This is a genomic window from Henriciella aquimarina, assembly GCF_002088975.1.
GTDB lineage: Bacteria > Pseudomonadota > Alphaproteobacteria > Caulobacterales > Hyphomonadaceae > Henriciella > Henriciella aquimarina.
The window spans coordinates 69,159-86,560 of the sequence record NZ_NCST01000019.1 but is presented as its reverse complement, the minus strand read 5'-3'; the positions used below and the strand labels follow the sequence as shown (position 1 = coordinate 86,560).

Here is a 17,402-nt window from a genome sequence, read left to right as displayed (position 1 = left end):
TCTGACAAGGACAGACATATGACGGATCGTCGAGAGACGCCCCGGCCCGGCAGACGGACCAAACCCGCTCAGAAAGACCAGGCAGGCCCAAAGGACTGGGACGATGGCGAGCGCATCGCCAAATGGCTGGCGCGTGCCGGCGTCGCGTCCCGGCGCGCCTGCGAGAGTCTGATCGAAGACGGCCAGGTCGCCGTGAACGGGCGCAAGCTCACCTCCCCGGCCTTCAAGGTCACCGGCCGCGAGACCATTACGGTCAAGGGCAAGCGCATCCGGCCGCCCGAAGCCACCCGCCTCTGGCGCTATCACAAGCCCTCCGGCCTGATCACGACGACGGTCGACCCGGCCGGCCGGCGCACCATTTTCGAGGAGATGCCGAAACACCTGCCCCGCGTGGTCACGGTCGGCCGGCTCGACCTCACGACCGAAGGGCTGCTCCTGCTGACCAATGACGGCGAACTGGCCCGCAGCCTCGAGCTGCCGTCAAACGAGTTCCAGCGGACTTATCGCGCCCGCGCCCATGGCAAGGTGACGCCCGAGAAGCTGGAAGCCCTGCGCGAGGGCATCACGGTCGAGGGCACGGTCTACGCTCCCATCGTCGCCGAGCTGGAGCGCGAGACCGGCACCAATAACTGGATCAAGGTCACCCTGACCGAAGGCAAGAAACGCGAGGTCCGCCGCGCGCTTGAAGCCGTCGGGCTGGAGGTCAACCGCCTGATCCGTGTCGCCTATGGGCCGTTCACCCTTGGTGATCTCGCCCCTGGCGCGGTTGAGGAAGTCCTGCCGAGCGAGCTGAGGGCCGAACTCGGAAACCTGCTGAAGACATCGCAGTCGGCGCCGGATGACGCGCCCTGGAAAGGCGCCCGCAAGCGCAAGCCCCGCCAGACTGACGCCAAGAGAGGGCTTCACAAAATGGGCCGGAGTCGTACCATCCCGAAAAAATGAGACAAACGTCATTTTTCGGGAGGACCTCATGGCAGACACAGCAGTCGCAGCCCCACCAGAGACAAAGAAAGATCCATCGCGCGAAATGAGCGCGGCGGCCGCAGCCACGGCCGACCAGATCGTCAGCCCTGACGTCTATGCCAACCCGCGAGCGCTCGATGCAGCCTTTGCCCGTTTGCGCGCCGAGGACCCGGTCGCCTGGTGCGAACCGGAAGCCTTCCGTCCCTTCTGGGCCGTCACCAAGCATGCCGACATCATGGAAGTGAGCCGGCAGAACAAGCTCTTCACCAATGGCGAGCGCGAGATGCTCAGCTACAGGGAAGCCGAGGAGCGTGTCTATGCCCAGACCGGCGGCCCTCACCTACTGAAGACGCTCGTCCAGCTCGACGATCCGCTGCACTACAAGCTGCGCCACCTCACCCAGGACTGGTTCATGCCGCACAAGGTGAAGACGCGCGAAGAGGCGGTTCGCAAGATTGCGAAGGAATTCGTCGACCGGATGGAAGACATGGGCGGGGAATGCGACTTCCAGCAGGACATCGCCCTCTATTATCCGCTCCGCGTCATCATGCAGATTCTCGGCGTGCCGGAAGAAGACGAGCCGATGATGCTGAAGCTCACCCAGGAAATCTTCGGCGCGCAGGACCCAGACCTGATGCGCGACAAGGAGCTGGCCCAGGGCGGCGATTCCGAAAAGGGCCTCGCCTCGATCCAGGAAACGCTCGCCCAGTTCTTCATGTACTTCACCAACATCACCAAGGACCGCCGCGAGCATCCCAAGGATGATGTCTCGACCGTGATCGCCAACGGCATGGTCGATGATGAGCCGATCGGCCAGCTGGAAGCGATGAGCTATTACATCATCGTTGCAGCCGCCGGCCACGACACGACCAGCGCGTCGACCGGCGGCGGGGTGCTCGGCATGCTGAACAATCCCGAACAGCTGAAGAAGATGATGGACGATCCGCAGACCGTTTCGCGGACAGCCGTTGACGAGGCGATCCGCTGGACGACGCCCGTGAAGCATTTCATGCGGACCGCCCAGGACGATTACGAGCTGCGTGGACGCAAGATCCTGAAGGGTGAGAGCCTGCTGCTCTGCTATCCGTCCGGCAACCGGGACGAGGAAATCTTCGACGATCCCTTCGAATTTCGCGTCGACCGCAGCCCCAACAAGCTGATCTCGTTCGGGCATGGCGGGCATATGTGCCTCGGCATGCACCTCGCCCGGCTGGAGATGAATGCCATCTACCAGGAGCTGTTCTCGCGGCTGAAATCGATCGAGCTTGCCGGAGACCCGACCTTCATCCGCGCCAATTTCGTTGGCGGGCCGAAGTCGATCCCCGTGCGCTACAAGTTCTAGGCAAAGCGCGCTTATTTGGTCCGGACCACAAACTCCGTGCGGCGGTTGATGGCATAGGCCTCAGCCGTCTGGCCCGGATTGAGCGGGCGAGACTCGCCATAGCCGACAGCTCTGACCGTCCCGGCATCCACGCCCAGCGCGGTCAGATAATCGCGTACCGTATCGGCGCGCTTCTGCGACAGGGTCATATTGTAGGATTCAGCGCCGCGCGCATCGGTGTGGCTTGCCACCTCGATGGTATAGTCCTTGCACAGACGCACCGCACCGGCCACGGCCTCGAGCGCCGGCTGGCTGGCGGGCGCGATCTCGGCATCCTCGGAGACGAATTCGATGCTGCGGCCATCCATGATCCGGTCAAGGACAAGCTGGCAGGATTCCGGTGTGGGTTGCGGATTAAGCGAAGCGAGCGCCTCACCGGGCGCCGGTGCTTCGTCCTCCAGGATGATGGCATCGATGATCATCCGCTGCCCCTCACTGGTATTGCCTTCGGTCTCAATGATCGACTCGGCCGCCGTGCGCGCGGCCTGCTCGGCCTCAGCATCCGGCGCCTTCCCGCCGAGAACAGCGACCGGCCCCTTCAGATCGACCGACAGCCAGTCATAGCCGGCCTCTTGCAGCTCATGGCTGATATGGTCGCCGGCCGCAACGGTTTGCTGATTGACCTCTGGCAGCGGCTCCAGGACGATCTCGCTCGATGTCGGCGAAAACTTTCCGTCCGCAAACAGATAGTATCCATCAGGAATCTCGACACAGGAATCGCCTGTCATCTGGAGGCCGCTCTCCTCACTGGCCCCGCACGCACTAAGCCCGGCGAGCGCCGCCATGACCACCATCGGGAGCTGGAACCTGTTACTGATCGCCATTGCGTTCTCCGGTCATCCACACTTGTTCTTACTGCCTGCTTCGGCAAACCTACATTTCCCGGACCCGACAATCCAGAAAGACCCATGCGCGACAGGCATTTCAGGCGTTTTCCATTCAAGTCTCATGCCGCCTTGCTCGCGGCAATTCTTGCCGGAACCATGGCCATGGCCGAACCGGCCAATGAAACCTTCGACGCCCCGGACCCGGCGCTGGATGCGCTGGTCGAGACCTGTCTGGCGACAGAAGACGTCCACGTCCTGCCTGACACAAACACGATCTGCTACAATGCGGCCATCTTTCCTGGCCAGTTCCTGCAGCTTGCCGACATGGCCCCCGCCGACCGGATCATCATTACAAGTCCCGGCGGCAATGTCGCCACGGCCCGGATGATGAGCCGCATTCTCGATGAACGCAACGAGCCGGTTGTCATTGCCGGCCAGTGCATGTCGGCCTGCGCCATGGTGCTGATCCCAGGCGCCGACGACCTCATCATCCACCATAGCGCCCATATCGCGGTCCATGGCATTACCATGATGGATTACACGACATGGTTCGGCTGGCGGACGGATGGCGCCACCCCCTCAACCGCCGACCTGATGAAGGCTAGCCTCGGCTATGACTTCGGCTATGCCCTGCATAAGACCGGCAAGGACCACATGATTGGCCATCTCGAGGGCCAGCATGTCGAGCGCGGCTATATCGACGATATCAGCACGCGGATGCTGGACGATGCCCGCGCCTGGCCGTGCCGTGTCCCGCCCAAGGACTATTGGGGCATGATCGACGCAGACCATCTGCGCCGCTATCTCGGCGACCATATCCGCCGCATGGAACACTTCAACCAGTCCTGGGACGCGCCGGACAATACCATCTACAAGGATGTCACCCTGCCCATCGCGTCGATGACCTATATTTTCGACCGCGACTACAAGGCGGCCGGCTGTGACGGAACGGCTATTGCGGCAGAAGATGCTCCGGATAGTCCGGATAGCTCGCTTTCATCACACCGTGATTGAGCAGCATTTCGGCCTTCAGCGTATCGCCCGCCTCGTCAAAGAAGCGCGTCAGCACCCAGTAATTCTCCACCCGGCGCGACTGTGACAGGGCCACGATCTCGCGCGTGAGCCGGTATGGCTCTCCCACGAAAAGCGGGCCGTCCACCATCTTGATCTGCAGGTCCGCAAACAGGCCGATGGAGGGGCGCTTGATGGGCCAGCCGGCCATGCCGCCTGTATAATTGCCGAGCACCGAGACCATCTCAGTCGGGATGATCGCCCTGCACCAGGGCGACGCGCTGGCATCGCTATACCAGTCCATCGGTTCGGTGATTTTTGCGAGCTTCTCGTTCAGCGAGAAGGGATAAAGATTGCCCATATGCTGGTCCGGGTCCATCCGGACAATCTCGTCCTGCTTGCCGGTCATGCCGACCGAAAGGTCCGCCAGGATGACCAGCTCGCCGGCCGGGCGCAGCTTCGCCATGCGGGCCTCGAGCAATGGTTCGCCATGACCGGGGCCGAGCGTGGCGCTCGCCTCCAGGACCGGCGTGCCGTCTTCCTTCTCGGCGCGGCAATAGGCCGAGGTCTCCGAGGTCGGCTCCACGAAGACACGCACCGCCTCGCCCTCGAACACCATGGTCTGGAAATGCGCGGAAAAGCATCCGCGCTCGAACCAGGCCTGGTCGAAGAGATCGACCAGATAGGGTGAGAACTGGCTGAAATGCGTCGGTCCCTCGATCGGCCCGGCCTTGATGCCGAGCTTTTCGGCCTGCTCATCATCATGCAGGGAGCTGTGGCCGTCATAGGACTGATCGGCCAGCATCTGGGCCGGCTTGCGAAGCGGGCCTTCAGTGATCGTTGCCATCGCCCTAGCCTTCCATCCCGGCCATGCGGGCGCGTTCAGCGGCAAAGGCGGCCAGAGGCTTTACCCGTTCGGCATTGGCCGCCGCATTGGCGTTCGAGGCCGTTCCGTCGCGCACACGCCCGACAATCCCCTGAAGGATGCCGGCCAGCCGGAAAGCATTGTAGGCGAAATAATAGTTCAGGTCCGGAATGCCTTTATCGCGGCCGGTATACTCGCAATAGAGATCGACATATTCCTCCAGCGTCGGGATGCCCCAGGCCTTCAGGTCCTTGATATTGGCGATCGATCCGCGCGCTTCGTCATTGCCCGGCATCACCCAGTTCATCAGGTGATAGGAGAAGTCGGCCACCGGATCGCCGAGCGTCGAGAGCTCCCAGTCCAGAACGGCAATCACCTTCGGCTCCGTCGGATGCAGGATCATGTTGTCGAGGCGGTAGTCACCATGGACGATGGTGACGTCCTCATTCTCCGGCAGGTTCTTGGGAAGCCAGTCGATCAGCTTCTCCATATCCTCGATATGCTCGGTCTCCGACGCCTTGTACTGCTTCGTCCAGCGGTGGATCTGGCGGGCGACATAATCGCCCTCCTTGCCAAACCCTTCCAGGCCGACCTTGCGGAAATCGGTATTGTGGAGGTCGGCAAAGGTCTTCACCTGGGCCTCATAGATCGCGCGGCGTTCGGCCGGCTCGGAGTCCGGCAGCGTCTGGTCCCACAGGATACGGCCCTCGACGCAGTCCATGACGTAGAACATCGTGCCGGTGACATCCTCGTCCTCGCACAGGCCATAGGGCCGCGGCACGGGAAAGCCGGTCGGGTAGAGCGCATTGATAACACGGAATTCGCGGTCGACGGCGTGTGCCGACGGCAGCAGCTTGCCCGGCGGCTTGCGGCGCATGACATAAGTCTTGTTCGGTGTGAAAAGCTTGTAGGTCGGATTCGACTGGCCACCCTTGAACTGCTTGACCGTCAGCGGGCCTTCATAGCCCTCGACATGCTTTTCCATCCAGTCCGCCAGATTCTGCTCATTGAACTGATGGCTTTCGGCAACTTCTTTTGTGCCGGTATACAGCTCCTGTGCGTCGGCTTCTGCCATGGCTCTACTCCCTGTTGTCTCTTGGCCGGCACCCTAGCGTCATCGGTCTTGGTGACAAAGCATATCGCAGGGTCAAAGTGCGATCATAAAGATGGCTGGGCCAAAATGAATGGAGCAGGCCTTGCGGCCTGCCCCATCGTCACCGGAACGGGTTTAAAGTCAGTCTCTAGTGGTCGGTAAGTTCGTCGGCGAATTTCTCGCCATACCGCGCCGAGGCCCTGGCCCGCTGGAGGAGATCGCGCGTGGCGGCGTCGAGCCCCTCTTCCTTGAGCTTCGCCTCGATCTTGTTGGCGAGATAATCTTCGCCATCATCAACCGCATCAAGCGCTGCCTTCTCGTCGCTTTCGAAGAGCGAAGTGAAGTCGGTCCAGGCCCGGTGGAGGGCTCCGCCGGCACCGCCCGAGCTAACAGGCTCTTCGCCATAATCGCGTATACGAGCTTGAAAGGCATGTATAAGCTCTTCCCGTTCGGCGGCGAGCGACTGAAACTTCCCGCGAAGCGCATAGCTTTCATCGGAAAGATCGCAGACCTTCTGATAGCCTTTCTGGCTATCGATCAGGGTCTTGGTGACGTCATTGAGGACGTCGGCATTGGGATTTGACATTTCTTGTCTCCATTGCGCCAATCGCATGGAGAACAACAATGCTCGCGCCCCAATTGTTGCCGGGAAGCGCTATTCTGACGGTTATTTAAGAATACGGTGGCCGATATCCTTGCGGTAGAACCCGCCGGGCCAATCGATCGCAGCGACGCCTTTATAGGCATTGGCGATGGCGGCCTTGAGATCGTTACCGGTCGCGGTGACCCCGAGGACACGTCCGCCGGCGGCGATCAGCTCGTTCTTCTCGTTCACATCGGTCCCGGCCTGGAAGACCATCACGCCCTCGATCGCTTCGGCAATCTCGAGCCCTCTGATGACGGTGCCCTTCTCGGCAGTCCCCGGATAGCCATTGGCCGCCATCACGACGACCGCGCTTGGCCGGAAGTCGCTGAGCCCCATCATGTCGCACAGCTCCGAATGCGCCGTCGTCAGCCCGCCTGTCGCACAGACCAGCAGCGCCGGGACGATATCGCCGGGCAGCCCCGCCATCAGCACCTGGCATTCCGGGTCCCCGAACCGCGCATTGAACTCGACCACTTTCGGCCCAGCCTCGGTCACCATGATGCCGACATAGAGCACGCCCTGATACGGCATCTCGTCCTCGGCCATGCCCGACAGCATCGGCTCGACAATCGTCGTCTGGACCAGTTCCAGGGTGCGCGCATTGACCACCGAGGCCGGCGCATAGGCGCCCATGCCGCCCGTATTCGGGCCGGTATCGCCATCGCCGACCCGCTTGTGGTCCTGCGCGACGGGCAGATAGATCGCGCCCTCGCCATCGGTCATGACGAAGATGGAGGCCTCTTCGCCTTCCATGAACTCCTCAATGACGATTTCGGCAGACGCGTCCCCGAACTTGCCGGTCATCATTTCCTCGACCGTATTCTCGGCGTCTTCCAGCGTCTCGGCGATGACGACCCCCTTGCCGGCAGCCAGCCCGTCGGCCTTGATCACATAGGGCGCCTCCATCGTCTCCAGGAAGTCCAGCGCTTCGGTGAGGTCGCTGAAGCGGCCATAAGCGGCTGTCGGCACGCCATATTTCTGCATCAGGTCCTTGGCGAAGCCCTTGGAGCTTTCGAGCTGGGCCGCCTGCTGGCTCGGCCCGAAGACGTCGAACCCGCGCGCACGCAACGCATCGGACGCGCCTGCTGCAAGCGGCGCTTCCGGCCCAATGATGATCAGGTCCGGATGCAGCTGCAGCGCCAGCTCCTGAACCGCTTTCAGGTCCGTGATGTCGAGGTCGAAGCAGGGGCCGAGCTTGTCCATGCCGGGATTGCCCGGCGCGGAATAGACCTCGTCGACCAGCGGTGACTGCGCAATCTTCCAGGCCAGGGCGTGTTCGCGCCCGCCTGAGCCAAGGATGAGAATTTTCATGTTGCGGGTGATGGACTTGGCCACGCCGCCAATCAAGCCCCGAAATGAACGTCACGCCGCCCCGATGACATCAATTTAAGACGATGTCCTGTGGGCGGCGGTGGACAGGCCCTGCAAAACCCCTTGAAGATACCGTCATCAGAGAGGCAAGGTATGTTCATGGCGAACAGAAATGACAGACGCCACACCTTCTCGGACCTGAGTGGATTGTGGACCGGCTATTATGCCTATGACCTGACAGACGAGGCGGTCATGTTCACCGCCTGGATCAGGGAAGAGGATGGTGAAATCCGCGGCTCGATCCTGGAAGAGGATCTCAGCGGCGAGATGCTGGACTCCGAATATGAAGCCGACATTCACGGCTTCCGCCATGGGCTGGATGTGCGCTTCACCAAGATCGCGCTCGATGAAGACAGCGGGGACACGCTGCTCCTGCGCTATCATGGCGACACCGATGCCGATTGCTGTCTGGTCAGCGGTGTCTGGTTCTTCGACGACCCGTCCGACTGGACCGGCACCTTCATGATGACGCGCATCTCCGGCGACCTCAAAGCCCGCGTCGCGGCAGAAGCCTCTCAGGATGCTGCCGATGACAGCGGAGACGAGGGATAAGCCTTGTCGGAAGAAGCGCCTTCAAACGTCACCGAATTCACGGTTTCCGAGCTTGCCTCGAACCTGAAGCGCACGGTCGAGACCGCCTATGACCATGTCCGCGTGCGCGGTGAACTCGGCCGTGTCACGATTGCGCGGTCCGGGCACATGTATGCCGACATCAAGGACGAAAAGGCCGTTCTGAATACGGTGATGTGGAAAGGCTCGGTGAACCGCCTGCCCTTCAAGCCGGAAGAAGGCCTCGAAGTGGTCGCAGAAGGCAAGCTCTCCATCTACCCCGGCCGCTCGAACTATCAGCTGATCGCGGACTTCATGCGCCCGGCGGGCGCCGGCGCGCTGATGGCACTGCTTGAAGAGCGCAAGAAGAAGTTCGCCGCCGAAGGCCTGTTCGACGAGGCCCACAAGAAGACCCTGCCCTACCTGCCACACACGGTCGGCGTCGTCACCAGCCCGACTGGGGCTGTCATCCGCGACATCCTTCACCGCATCCGGGAGCGCTTCCCGGTCCGCGTCATCCTCTGGCCGGCGCTTGTCCAGGGCGATACCGCGGCCGCCCAGATCGAAGCCGGCATTCGCGGCTTCAACGCCATGACCGGTGAGGATCGCCCGGACGTCCTGATTGTCGGTCGCGGCGGCGGCTCCATTGAGGATCTCTGGCCCTTCAATGAAGAGAACGTGGTCCGCGCCGCCTTCGAGAGCGAGATCCCGCTTATCTCGGCGGTCGGGCACGAAACCGATACGACGCTGATCGACTATGTCTCTGACGCCCGCGCCCCAACGCCGACCGGGGCCGCCGAGATTGCCGTGCCGGTCCGTCAGGACCTAATGATCGCGCTGGGCGAACTGGGGCAAAGCCTCACACATGGCCTCTCGCGCATGGTGCGCCATGACCGCGACCGGCTGCGCGCGGCGCGGCTTCCCAAGCTCGAAACCCTGATCGCGCAGAAGCGGCAAACGGTCGATTATCTCGAGGCGCATCTGCGCTCGGGCCTCTCAAGCGCCATCAAGTCCAAGCGGATCGAGCTTACACGAACCGAGGCGCGGCTTCGGCCCGAACCACTGCAAATGGATGCCAGACGCTGGCGCCAGCGCCTTGGCGAAACCGCCGTGCGCGCCAAACCGGCCCTCAGGCGCATCATCGCCGACCGGCGCACGGCGCTCGCGGCACAGGCGAAGCTCCTCGATACCCTCTCCTATCAGGCGACTCTCGACCGTGGCTTTGCCATTGTGAAGGACGAGGCCGGCAATGTGCTGAAAAGCGCCTCGAAGGCCGAAGCGGGTGACACGGTTTCGATCTCGCTCGCCGATGGTACGCTCGGTGCCGAGGTGACGGGAAAGGACAAGCCGTCCTCTACGCCAGGCGCCAGTCAGAAACCGAAACCGGCCAAGCCCGCTCCCAAACCGGCCGATCCGCCGAAAGGGCAAGGCTCACTTTTCTGAGTTGAGGTGCACCGATTGGTGTACCCTCTACTGCACTCTCCAGGTGTACCGTGGAGTGCACCCTCTAGGCCGGCTTTATCCTCAGGACGTTTCCAGCCGTTTCCGCCACAATGATGGCGGTGCCGTCCCGTGGGTTCGAGCCGTCGACCGTCTCGGCCGACCACTCCGTATCGCCAAGCTTCACCCGGCCCATGCCGCTCGCAAAGGCGCCGACCGTGACCCCACGCTGGCCAATGGTGCGGTCCATGCGCCGGTTGAGGGTCGGATGATCGCCCACCATCTGGCGCATGCCCGCAAAGACGGTCCGCCCAAGCACAAACAGGCCGACTGCTGCGACAGCGAAGAAGATGAGCTGGCCTTGCCAATCGCTAAGCCCGGCCGGCGCGATGGCCGCGAAAATTGCTGTAATGCCGGCGGCAATGGCGATCCAGAGCAAGTCAAACGTGCCGACCGCCATTTCGATGGACAAGAGGATCAACCCAAGCGCCAGCCAGTGCCAGGCGGTGAGCGGCCAGACCAGTGCGCTTATGCCTTCCATGGCTAGTCCTCCCTGCGGCGGGTCGGCGGCACGGCGCCGCCTGCCGAACGGTTGCCGGCGGCGGTCTCGGCCAGACCACGGATGCCCTCGATGGTCCCGAGAATGGAGCTGAACTCGGCCGGAATGATGACGGTCTTCTGGTTCTGCGCGGTCGCCAATTTCTCAAACGCCATAACATATTGCTGGCCAAGGAAATAATTGATCGCGTTGACGTCACCCTTGGCGATGGCTTCCGACACCATGGCCGTCGCCTTGGCTTCGGCCTCGGCCTCGCGTTCGCGCGCTTCGGCGTCGCGGAAGGCGGCTTCGCGGCGGCCTTCGGCTTCAAGGATCTGCGACTGTTTCTGGCCTTCCGCCTTGAGGATGGCCGACTGCTTGTCGCCTTCGGCCGTCAGGATTTCGGCCCGTTTCAGCCGCTCGGCCTTCATCTGCCGGGCCATGGCTTCTGTAATGTCTGCCGGCGGTGTGAGGTCTGCGATCTCGATGCGGGTGACCTTCACGCCCCATGGATTGGTCGCGGCATCGACGACCGAGAGAAGCCGCGCATTGATCTCATCGCGATTGGAGAGGACCTCGTCGAGATCCATCGAGCCGACCACGGTCCGGATATTGGTCAGCGACAGGTTCTGGATTGCGTTCTGGAGATTGTTGACCTCATAGGCCGCCGAGACCGGATCGATCACCTGGATGAACACGACTGCGTCGCAGGACACCATGGCATTGTCCTTGGTGATGACCTCCTGGGTCGGGATGTCGAGCACGCTCTCCATCATGTTCATCTTGCGCCCGATGCGCTGATAGAATGGCACGATAAAGTGAAGTCCGGGCGACAAGGTCTTGGTATATCGGCCGAAATTCTCGACCGTGAAATTGTAGCCCTGTGGGACGACCTTTACGGCGGACGTGATGAGAACAAGTCCCGCAACCGCCACGATAATGGCGACGACAAATGATGGCTCCATACAGGTTCCCTCCTGATGACCTGTAAGCTACATCGGTACGAATTTTCCGTTTTTCAATAAAAACGCGATACAAAAACGGCGTATACCAATGTCGGTATACGCCGTTCTAGAGCGGTTCGATTGATTCCGGGAGCTTTAAATCTCGCCGAGAAGATAATCTGCGCTGGAAACCTTGTACTCGCCGCCGTCCTCGACATTGAGCTTTTCGACGACACCATCCTTCACCAGCATGGAATAGCGCTTCGACCGCTCACCCATGCCGAAACCGCTGGCATCCATTTCAAGCCCGCAAGCCTTGGCAAACGCGCCATTGCCGTCAGCCAGCATGCGGACCTTGCCATCGGCATGGCTGGACTCGCCCCAGGCATTCATCACAAAGACGTCATTCACCGAGGTGCAGACAATATCGTCGACGCCCTTGTCATGCAGGGCGTCGGCTTTTTCGACAAAACCCGGCAGGTGCTTGGCCGAACAGGTCGGCGTGAACGCGCCCGGCACGGCAAACAGGGCCACCGTCTTGCCGGCAAAGATATCATCGGTCTTGCGCGGCTCGGGCCCGTTGTCGGTCATTTCCATGAAGACAGCGTCCGGCAGCTTGTTTCCAACTTCGATTGTCATTGAATTCTCCCTTGAGCGTCACAGCTACTTAGGGATGCCCCGGGCAATGATCAATCAGCGCTTGCCAACCTCAAGCGCGTGAGTCAGCCTAACGTGGAAAGAAAGGCATCGGCCCCATGCTTGAGGATCTGACCGGAAAACTCTTGATCGCCATGCCAGGCATCGGGGACTCGCGTTTTGCGCGGTCCCTCGTCCTGATCTGTGCGCATGAGCCGGACTATGCGATGGGGATCGCGCTCAACAAGCCGATCGAGGATCTCACCCTGCCGCAACTGTTGACGCAGCTCGGAATCGAGCAGGATATCCGCGTTCCCGACAATGCCGTCCTGAGCGGCGGGCCGGTGGGCACTGACCGCGGTTTCGTCGTTCACACAGGCGACTTTCATTCCGACGGCGCGACAATGGATGTCAGCCATGACTGCTGCCTGACGGCCACACGCGACATCCTGCAGGCCATCGCCTCCGGCGAAGCGCCGCGCGAATCAATCATGGCGCTCGGCTATTCCGGGTGGGGCGCCGGACAGCTCGAGACCGAAATCGCGGAAAACACCTGGCTGGTGGGCGAAGCGATCCCGGACTTGGTCTATGGCGGCGAACATGACAGCAAGTGGTCGCGCGCGCTGGACCTGCTCGGCATCGATGCCGCGAGGCTTCATTCCGGCGGCGGCAACGCCTGACCGGCTCCTAAGGATCGAGCAGATTGAGCGCCTGGGCCGCGCTGACCGGGTGCGAGAACGCAAAGCCCTGCGCATAATGAAAGCCGAGACTCCGCAACAGGCTGATCTGCTTGAGGTCCTCAATTCCCTCAGCGGTGGCCGACATGCCAAGCCGTGAGGCGAGCAGCGTTACAGTCTCGAGGATCACTCTCACCTTCCGCTCCTCGATCTGACGCGTAAGCTCCGGGTCGATCTTCAACCCGTCAGCCGGAAGCGCGGCGAGCCAGGAAAAGGAAGAGTGGCCGGAGCCGAAATCGTCGAGCACAACGCCTGCCCCGACCTCTTTCAGCGCGCGGGCGACCCGGATAGCCTCGCCGGCATCGCGCAGGGCGGCCTGTTCAGTGAGTTCGATGCGCAGCTGGCCCGGCTCGAAGCCATGGCTGGAGATCAGCGCCTCGACGAGATTGGGCAAGTCATCGCTCGCAAGGTCGCGGCCCGTCAGATTGACATTGACGAAAATGGAGCGCTCTGGCCGCGCCCGGCACCAGGTCGCGAGCGCTTCGCTCGCCCGGATCAGCATGTTCTGAGCCAGCGCGCCTTCATCCATGGACGGGTCGCCGGAGTGGTCTTCCGGGGATTCCCCGTCCCAGCGGGCAAGCGCCTCGAAGCCGGCCACATGTCCGGTCACGAGCGATACGATCGGCTGGAAGACCGCGTCCAGATCCGGTCCCGGACCGGCCTGTTGCGACAACTCTGGTCCCGGTGCCCGGAACAGGCGTCCGGACGCTCTGCCGTTCTGCCCGAAAGCGCCAACCAGGCGTACGGCCCTGCCCGTGGACAGGCCCAGGGCACAAGCCACCTCCTGGTTCGGCGCGTGAGCCATGTCGAACATGCGGGCCAAACGGCTCCGGCTCAGCCCATCGAGCACCACGCCCAGTGAGTCGAGCGTCCAGACCCCACCAATTTCATCCAGGGATGCCTGCCGGTCGGGTTCGATCCTGAGACGCCGTGAGTCCGGATCCCACCACCATTGCCCGACTTCGGATCCTCTCTCGTGCTGCATCAGACGACCTCTACCGCGTCCCGGCCCTTCTGGCGAGAAGATCAGGCGCGTTGATGCTGCAGAATATAGTCCCGCACGGTGGCTGCGTCAGGAGACAATCGTTCGAACACTTCCGTCTTCGATGCAATGTTCTCAACCCGCACAGGCAGCGGCGCCTCGCGCCCCGTGGCTTCCAGAACCGTCTCGGGGAACTTCGCGGCATGCGCGGTCGCCAGCGTCACGGTCACGGCCTCGCTCGGCTCGAGATCGCGCGCGACCCGCGTGCCGACCGCAGTGTGCGGGCAGACAAGCCATCCGGTCTCTTCCAGCATGCGGGCCATCTCGCGATGGGTTTCGGCACTGGAGACCGACCGGGCCGACAGGCCGCTACAGCCCAGCGGACCAGCCATCCGTTCCGGCAGGGTGACGTCGCCGCTCTGCGCAAATTGCTGATAGAGCTGACGCACGAGATCCGGGTCGCGCCCGGAGACTTCAAAGGCCAGCCGCTCGAAATTGCTCGGCACGGAAATATCCATGGCCGGGCTCGGCGTGGCGACGGCACTGGCCCGCACCATCCGCCCTTCTTCGAAGAGCACCCGCAGCGTGTCGTTTTCATTGACGGCACAAACACTTTCAAACCCGGCCAGCAGGCCGCAGCGCGCGGCGACATAGCCGGCCAGCGCATCGCCCATATTGCCGCTCGGCACAACGAATCGCAGTGGCCGGCCGGCGCCGAGCGCCGCCTGGGCGCTGGCATAATAGACCGCCTGCGCGGCAATCCGCGCCCAGTTGATCGAATTCACACCCGACAGGCTCGTGGCCGCCACAAAGTCCCGGTCGGCGAACAATTCCTTCACGATGGACTGGCAGGCGTCGAAATCGTCATCGAGCGCAATGTTGTGGACATTCGCCGCGCCGGTTGTGGTCATGAACAGGCGTTGGACCGGTGAGACCCGTTCGAACGGATGGAGAATGAAGAGGTCGACATGCTCGGCCCCGGCAAAGGCGGCCGCTGCCGCCCCGCCCGTGTCGCCCGAGGTGGCACAGGTGACGCTCATCCGCTGGCCACGCTCAGCCAGGGCATGATCGAAGAATTGTGCGATGAACTGCATCGCGACATCCTTGAAGGCCAGCGTCGGGCCGTGATGAAGCTCCATCATGAAAGCGTTCGGCCCGGTCTGCAGCAGAGGCGTCACGGACTGGTGCGCAAAGTTGGAATAGGCCCGCGTGCAGATGCCGCGAATCGTCTCTTCCTCAAGTTCGTCGCCTGCGAACGCGGCGACGACCCGGGTCGCGATATCGACATAGGATTCATTGGCCTGGGCCGGTTCAATGCGTGGCCACGCTTCCGGCACATAGAGCCCGCCATCAGGCGCCAGGCCCGAAAGACAGGCATCAACAAACCCTACAGGCTCAGCCTGTCCACGCGTCGAAATGAATTTCATGCACCTATTCCCTGAACCGCAACCGGCCTTTTGAATGATGATAGGCGAGGTACACGCCAATCAGGGCCGCTGCCAAGCCCCACCAGGTCAATGCGTAGCCCAAATGACGCGCGGGCGGCAAAGGGTCGCGAAGTTTCGGGCTGGCATAGGGGTTTTCGGCCTGCCGGGCGCGCGAGAGATCACTGCCGAGCCGGATGGTTATCGTGTCCGGCTCGACCACCGTCATGCCGGCATCGTCATAGCCGAGATTGGCCAGCATCGCCTGCGGATTGAATTCGTACCACTTATCCTCTTCCGGGTGGTCCTTGCCCGCAAAGCTGCTGTGGCTGGCCGGACGCTCGAACACATTCGCGGTCGGCTCGAAGTCGGATGTCTGTGAGATGGCGAGCGGTTCGGGCTCGGTGCCCGCAACGGCATCCCAGAGGGCCAGCACGACCGGCCCTTCTCCATCGATACGCCCGGGGACATAACGCCGCCAGATCGCCTCGCCGTCGATGATGCCATAGACCTGCTGGGCCATGCCGGGATTGTCTTCGTCGACATCGATCCGCACGGTCTCGAAAGCTGCTGCCTCGGCCGGCTCACGGGTGAGCTTGTCCTCGTAGCGGCCATACTGCCAGTTTCCGAGCCAAATCAGGATCGCCAGGCTCACAAGGGCCAGCACGGTGAGCACTGGCAGCGGCCGAAAGCTCATTGTCCGTCTCCATCATCCCCGGCCCATTTGGCCTCTTCCGCCCTGTTCTTCCATTGAAGCGCGAACATGAGCGACTTGAAGGGGCGCAGGAGCATCATCGCCAGAACGATGATGACCGGCGTCCAGAGAATGAGATGAACCCAGAAAGGCGGCGCGAAGAGCGCCTGCACCAGGAGGACCGGCGGCATGATCAGGATGCCGAGAATGAACATGACAAAAAAGGCCGGGCCGTCGCCGGCATCGGCCTGGGAGAAGTCGGCGCCGCACGCTGTGCAGCGCGGCGCCAGACCAAGATAGGATTTGAAGACAGGCCCCTCCCCGCATGCCGGGCACTTGCAACCGAGCCCGGCCTTGATGGGAGAGACAGTCCGCGTCACGTCAGCCCTTTAGTGTCCGAGGACGAGGTACGGGATCACGTAGACGAAGGCGAACAGGAACAGCCAGACAATGTCCACGAAGTGCCAGTACCAGGCCGCAAATTCGAAGCCGAGATGCTTCTTGGCAGACATGCCGCCGCTGAGCAGGCGGACAAGGCAGACCGTCAGGAAGATCGTCCCGATGACAACGTGTGCGCCGTGGAACCCGGTCGCCATGAAGAAGGCCGAACCGTAGATCGTGCCGCTATAGCTGAAGCCGGCTTCCATGTATTCGACAGCCTGAAGGCCGGTGAAGCAAAGACCCAGGACAATCGTGATGGCCAGCATGCTGATGGCGGTGCGGCGATTATCGTGCTGCAGGGCATGGTGCGATGCGGTGATCGTCGTGCCCGAAAGCAGCAGGATCAGCGTGTTCATGAGCGGCAGGTGGAACGGATCGAAGACCGTTACGCCTTCCGGCGGCCACTGCCCGCCAACGGCCTGAAGCGCTTCGCTGTAAAGCGGGCTCGCCACATCAAAGGACTCGCCGACGCGCGCGCCATGGAAGATTGCGAATTCGAAGAAGCTCCAGAACCATGCCACGAAGAACATGACTTCCGAGGCGATGAACAGGATCATGCCGTAACGCAGGCCGATCTCGACGACCGGCGTATGATCGCCCGCGCCGCCTTCCTTGATGACTTCGCGCCACCAACCGAACATGACGTAGATGATGCTGGCCAGACCAAGCGCCAGCAGCCACCACGTGCCGGCCGGCATGCCGAAGAGGCCTTTCATAAAGGTAACGGCGCCGAGCGCCAGGACGATCATCCCCATCGACCCGAGCAGCGGCCATGGCGACGGATTCACAAGGTGATAATCGTGTTTTACTTCATCATGAGCCATAGCCCTGAATCCCTCGAATGTTCCCAGTTTCGGCGC

At 62.1% G+C, this 17,402-nt stretch carries 19 protein-coding genes; 6 read left to right on the top strand and 13 right to left on the bottom strand.

From position 1 onward, the window contains the following. The first annotated feature begins 18 nt into the window (after window positions 1-18). Together B8784_RS02365 and B8784_RS02360 are read left to right on the top strand one after the other, a co-directional pair. On the top strand, window positions 19-942 hold the full coding sequence (locus B8784_RS02365) for a pseudouridine synthase (protein ID WP_084396021.1): 924 nt from the start codon (window positions 19-21) through the stop codon (window positions 940-942). Between the two features lie 28 nt (window positions 943-970). Further along, complete coding sequence (locus B8784_RS02360) at window positions 971-2,305, top strand: cytochrome P450 (protein ID WP_084396020.1); 1,335 nt, start codon at window positions 971-973, stop codon at window positions 2,303-2,305. An 11-nt stretch (window positions 2,306-2,316) separates the two neighbouring features. On the opposite strand, the gene B8784_RS02355 is transcribed toward B8784_RS02360, so the two are convergent. Further along, complete coding sequence (locus B8784_RS02355) at window positions 2,317-3,168, bottom strand: OmpA family protein (RefSeq protein WP_084396019.1); 852 nt, start codon at window positions 3,166-3,168, stop codon at window positions 2,317-2,319. Between the two features lie 84 nt (window positions 3,169-3,252). On the opposite strand from B8784_RS02355, the gene B8784_RS02350 reads away from it, so the two are divergent. Next, on the top strand, window positions 3,253-4,185 hold the full coding sequence (locus B8784_RS02350; protein ID WP_084396018.1) for a hypothetical protein: 933 nt from the start codon (window positions 3,253-3,255) through the stop codon (window positions 4,183-4,185). Here B8784_RS02350 and B8784_RS02345 read toward each other — a convergent pair. The 4 genes from B8784_RS02345 to purD form a co-directional block, all read right to left on the bottom strand. Further along, window positions 4,124-5,029: a hypothetical protein gene (locus B8784_RS02345; protein ID WP_084396017.1), complete on the bottom strand. Its 906-nt coding sequence runs from the start codon at window positions 5,027-5,029 to the stop codon at window positions 4,124-4,126. The genes B8784_RS02350 and B8784_RS02345 overlap by 62 nt on opposite strands. Window positions 5,030-5,033: 4 nt before the next feature. After that, on the bottom strand, window positions 5,034-6,122 hold the full coding sequence (locus B8784_RS02340) for a phosphotransferase family protein (RefSeq protein WP_084396016.1): 1,089 nt from the start codon (window positions 6,120-6,122) through the stop codon (window positions 5,034-5,036). A gap of 166 nt (window positions 6,123-6,288) precedes the next feature. Next, window positions 6,289-6,726: a PA2169 family four-helix-bundle protein gene (locus tag B8784_RS02335; RefSeq protein WP_084396015.1), complete on the bottom strand. Its 438-nt coding sequence runs from the start codon at window positions 6,724-6,726 to the stop codon at window positions 6,289-6,291. Between the two features lie 81 nt (window positions 6,727-6,807). Then, on the bottom strand, window positions 6,808-8,121 hold the full coding sequence (purD, locus tag B8784_RS02330; RefSeq protein ID WP_233355931.1) for a phosphoribosylamine--glycine ligase: 1,314 nt from the start codon (window positions 8,119-8,121) through the stop codon (window positions 6,808-6,810). 135 nt (window positions 8,122-8,256) lie between these two features. On the opposite strand from purD, the gene B8784_RS02325 reads away from it, so the two are divergent. Then, entirely contained in the window at window positions 8,257-8,709 is a 453-nt protein-coding gene (locus B8784_RS02325) for a hypothetical protein (RefSeq protein WP_143435255.1), read from the top strand. 3 nt (window positions 8,710-8,712) lie between these two features. Further along, window positions 8,713-10,149 (top strand): exodeoxyribonuclease VII large subunit, encoded by a 1,437-nt coding sequence (xseA, locus tag B8784_RS02320; RefSeq protein ID WP_084396013.1) that lies wholly within the window; start codon window positions 8,713-8,715, stop codon window positions 10,147-10,149. Window positions 10,150-10,213: 64 nt separating this feature from the next. Here xseA and B8784_RS02315 read toward each other — a convergent pair whose 3' ends face one another. The 3 genes from B8784_RS02315 to B8784_RS02305 all read right to left on the bottom strand — a co-directional run bounded on the left by B8784_RS02315 (window position 10,214) and on the right by B8784_RS02305 (window position 12,267). Continuing rightward, on the bottom strand, window positions 10,214-10,687 hold the full coding sequence (locus tag B8784_RS02315) for an NfeD family protein (RefSeq protein WP_084396012.1): 474 nt from the start codon (window positions 10,685-10,687) through the stop codon (window positions 10,214-10,216). 2 nt (window positions 10,688-10,689) lie between these two features. After that, complete coding sequence (locus B8784_RS02310; protein ID WP_084396011.1) at window positions 10,690-11,649, bottom strand: SPFH domain-containing protein; 960 nt, start codon at window positions 11,647-11,649, stop codon at window positions 10,690-10,692. Window positions 11,650-11,784: 135 nt separating this feature from the next. Then, window positions 11,785-12,267 carry a peroxiredoxin gene (locus B8784_RS02305; protein ID WP_084396010.1) on the bottom strand — a complete coding sequence of 161 codons (483 nt, stop codon included), beginning with the start codon at window positions 12,265-12,267 and terminating at the stop codon, window positions 11,785-11,787. A gap of 116 nt (window positions 12,268-12,383) precedes the next feature. On the opposite strand from B8784_RS02305, the gene B8784_RS02300 reads away from it, so the two are divergent. Next, entirely contained in the window at window positions 12,384-12,944 is a 561-nt protein-coding gene (locus tag B8784_RS02300) for a YqgE/AlgH family protein (RefSeq protein ID WP_084396009.1), read from the top strand. Between the two features lie 7 nt (window positions 12,945-12,951). Here the strand turns inward: B8784_RS02300 and B8784_RS02295 are convergent, their stop codons facing one another. From B8784_RS02295 to B8784_RS02275, 5 genes are read right to left on the bottom strand one after another with little or no spacing between them, the layout of a single operon-like run. After that, on the bottom strand, window positions 12,952-13,986 hold the full coding sequence (locus tag B8784_RS02295; protein ID WP_084396008.1) for an EAL domain-containing protein: 1,035 nt from the start codon (window positions 13,984-13,986) through the stop codon (window positions 12,952-12,954). 41 nt (window positions 13,987-14,027) lie between these two features. Then, window positions 14,028-15,410 (bottom strand): threonine synthase, encoded by a 1,383-nt coding sequence (gene thrC, locus B8784_RS02290; RefSeq protein WP_084396007.1) that lies wholly within the window; start codon window positions 15,408-15,410, stop codon window positions 14,028-14,030. 4 nt (window positions 15,411-15,414) lie between these two features. Then, window positions 15,415-16,104, bottom strand: coding sequence for an SURF1 family cytochrome oxidase biogenesis protein (locus tag B8784_RS02285; RefSeq protein ID WP_084396006.1), 690 nt, complete (start codon window positions 16,102-16,104; stop codon window positions 15,415-15,417). Then, window positions 16,101-16,481, bottom strand: a complete 381-nt coding sequence (locus B8784_RS02280; protein ID WP_084396005.1) for a DUF983 domain-containing protein — start codon at window positions 16,479-16,481, stop codon at window positions 16,101-16,103. Before B8784_RS02280 ends, B8784_RS02285 begins: the two co-directional genes overlap by 4 nt. A gap of 9 nt (window positions 16,482-16,490) precedes the next feature. Continuing rightward, complete coding sequence (locus B8784_RS02275; RefSeq protein WP_084396004.1) at window positions 16,491-17,366, bottom strand: cytochrome c oxidase subunit 3; 876 nt, start codon at window positions 17,364-17,366, stop codon at window positions 16,491-16,493. Window positions 17,367-17,402: the final 36 nt, after the last annotated feature.